This is a genomic window from Streptomyces sp. NPDC007162 (assembly GCF_040634175.1).
GTDB lineage: Bacteria > Actinomycetota > Actinomycetes > Streptomycetales > Streptomycetaceae > Streptomyces.
In genome coordinates this window covers 1-3,261 of record NZ_JBEYFC010000760.1, presented here as the reverse complement: position 1 = coordinate 3,261, position 3,261 = coordinate 1, and the positions used below count along the sequence as shown (strand labels likewise).

General features: G+C 69.4%; 1 protein-coding gene and 1 pseudogene. Both read left to right on the top strand.

Annotation, left to right across the window (positions count from 1 at the left end; genetic code table 11):
- Positions 1-246: 246 nt before the first annotated feature.
- Positions 247-1,133 (top strand): annotated as a pseudogene (locus ABZ646_RS43475) (LacI family DNA-binding transcriptional regulator).
- A gap of 685 nt (positions 1,134-1,818) precedes the next feature.
- Positions 1,819-3,261, top strand: a 1,443-nt coding sequence (locus tag ABZ646_RS43470; RefSeq protein WP_360532423.1) for an arabinofuranosidase catalytic domain-containing protein, incomplete at its 3' end; no start/stop codon positions are given.

Below are 3,261 nucleotides of genomic sequence, written 5' to 3'. Positions count from 1 at the left end.
GCCATCCCGGCCGAATCCACGTGCTCATCGAGTCGGCCGAGGCGCTGGAGCACGCGTACGAACTGGCCACCGCGTCCGAGCGGGTGACGATGGTGCACGATCTCCCCGGGGCCCGGCGGGCTCGGCCGGAGCGCGCCACCGCTGTCGACCTCCTTCGCGCCGAGCCCGGTCGATCATGTGCGGAGAGCATGTGCCCGGGTCCTCCGGCCCGTAAGATCGGTGATCTCGCGGGTGGGGGAGGTGGTCATGGCCAGGCGACGACCTGGAGCGCCGGCGCTGGAAGAGGTGGCCGCCCACGCCGGGGTGGGACGGGGCACGGTATCCCGGGTCATCAACAACGCGGCCGGCGTGAAGGAGTCGACACGCCTGGCCGTCCAGCGAGCCATCGAAGAACTGGGGTACGTGCCCAATCTCGCGGCCCGCACACTGGCCGGGCTGCGTGCGGACGCCGTGGCCCTCGTCCTGACCGAGCCGGACTGGAGGCAGTTCGCGGAGCCTTTCTTCTCGGACATCGTCCGCTCGCTCGGTGACGCGCTCGCGGACACCGGGATGCAGTTGCTGCGCACTCTGGTCCGTTCGGAAGTCGAGCGGCAGCGATTCCTGGAGTACGCGCGGGGCGGCCGGGTCGACGGGGTCCTGCTGATGTCGGTGCACGCGGACGACAGGCTGCCGGACATGCTCGCCGAGGCCCGGTTGCCGACCGTGCTGCTGGGGCGCCGCTCGGGCGACGAGTACGTCAGCTACGTCGACGCGGACAACGTGGGCGGTGCCCGCGACGCCGTGTCCCATCTTCTGCGGCAGGGCCGCACAGCGGTCGCCACCATCACGGGGCCACTGGACATGTACGTCGCGCAGTGCCGGCTGCGCGGTGATGAGGATGCGCCGGCCCTGGCCGGCCTGAAGAGGTCGCGGTCCTGGGTGGCGGAGAGTGATTTCTCGGAGGAGAGCGGTCGTCGTGCCATGGCGGAACTCCTCGACCGGCGTACCGAGCCGCGGCTGACCACGGTGCGTCAGCCGCTCGAGGAGATGGGGCGGGCCATGATCAGGCTGCTGCTGGAGGAGATGGAGGAGCAGACCCGGCCTGGCGCCATGTCATCCTCCGTACGGAGCTGATTGTCCGGGATTCGTCCTGACGGCCCTCCTGCGACCACCTGGCGGCGCATCAGGCGAGGACGGCGAAGCCGTAAGGTTTCGGACAGTGGCAGGAAGTACGGTTTCGTACGCAATGGGCTGAGGCTGCGGGTTCGTTGCAGGTCCTATGACGTTCCCGGGCTCAGGGCGAACCGATTCGACGAAAGCGCTTCGACCCGACTCACGACGGCGTTGCGCGAGCCGGTCGCGAAGCGCAAACGGTGCGAATCCCGGTTCAGTGGCCTCAGCTTCGGCGAATGGCGTTCGGCCCGGCGCTCCGTGATCCAGGTCAACTCGGAAACGGTCCTGCTCAGGTGCGTGACGAAGGGTCATCAGGAGGGTCGGTGATCGGCCACCGGCCGCACTCGCGCGATTACCAGCTCCGTCGCGGCAAGAGGCCTGCCCACGGTGCGGAGCCGTTCCATCGCAACTTTTCGTGACACCCAACAGCTTGCGAACCGAGTCAATCAGCAGTCGAATCGATTCCGCAGCAAAGCCCGCCACACGGTCCCCAGGGCGGGGCTGCCCGCCCTGGGCAGCTCTGTGGGACCGGCAACACCGTCCGCCCCGAAATCTCCCGGCAATCCCCCTGCACAACGGCACGCTCAGGCACGCCGGCATGTGTCACCGCAACCACCGCCACCACCGCGACCCGACCGGGTCGCACCGGCACGGTAGGGAGTCCAGATGGGAACCACACGTACGAGACGCGGTCTGCTGCCCGGACGCGACAGCGTCGGGCGGTTGCTCGCGTCGTTACGCCACCGAGGCGCGCCCCGGAACGCGCCGCCTCGCACACATCTCCCCCCGGCGGCGGGCCCGGCCCGTTCCCGGTGGCTGACGTTCGCCCGGACGGGAGCCGCAGCCGCGCTCGTCGTCGGCGCTCTGGCCGGCGCCACGGCCACGGCGGGCACGGCTCGGGCCGCCACGTCCGGGCCCTGTGACATCTACGCGGCGGGCGGCACGCCCTGTGTGGCGGCGCACAGCACCACCCGAGCGCTGTACGCCTCGTACAACGGGCCGCTGTACCAGGTCCGGCGCGCCTCGGACAACTCCACCCGTGACATCGGGGTCCTGAGCGCGGGCGGGTACGCCGACGCCGCCGCCCAGGACTCGTTCTGCTCGGGGACGTCCTGCCTGATCACGGTCATCTACGACCAGTCCGGCCGCAACAACAACCTCACCCAGGCACCCGGCGGCGGAGCCGCGGGCGGCCCGGACAACCTCGCGAACGCGACCGCCGCGCCCACCACGGTGGGCGGACACAAGGCCTACGGCGTCTTTGTGGCGCCCGGCACGGGGTACCGGAACAACCACACCAACGGCATCGCCACCGGGGACAACGCCGAGGGCATGTACGCGATCTTCGACGGCACGCACTACAACGGCGGCTGCTGCTTCGACTACGGCAATGCCGAGACGAACAGCAACGACGACGGCAACGGCACGATGGAGGCCATCTACTTCGGCAACATCAAGGTGTGGGGCTACGGTTCGGGCAACGGTCCCTGGATCATGGCCGACCTGGAGAACGGCCTCTTCTCCGGGGTGAACCAGCATTACAACGCCAACGACCCCACCATCAACTACCGCTACACGACCGCCATCATCAAGGGCGGCCCGAACCACTGGGCGATCCGTGGCGGCAACGCGCAGTCCGGCGGCCTGTCCACCTTCTACGACGGAGTACGCCCCAACGTCTCGGGATACAACCCCATGCGCAAGCAGGGCGCCATCATCCTGGGCACCGGAGGCGACAACAGCAAGGGTGCCCAAGGCACCTTCTACGAGGGCGTGATGACCTCCGGCTATCCGTCGGACGCCACGGAGAACGCCGTCCAGGCCAACATCACCGCGGTCGGGTACGGCACCTCCGCGGGGGGCGGGACGAGTACCGGGGCGCTGCACGCGGTGGGCGCGGGCAAGTGCCTGGACGTGCCGAACTCCTCCACCACGGCGGGCACACAGCTGCAGATCTGGGACTGCAGCGGTGGCGCCAACCAGACGTGGACCCGCACCTCCTCGGGCCAGCTGACCGTCTACGGCGGCAGCAGCCAGATGTGCCTGGACGCGTACGACAACCAGACGTCCGCCGGTACCAAGGTGATCACCTGGCCGTGCAGCGGCGGC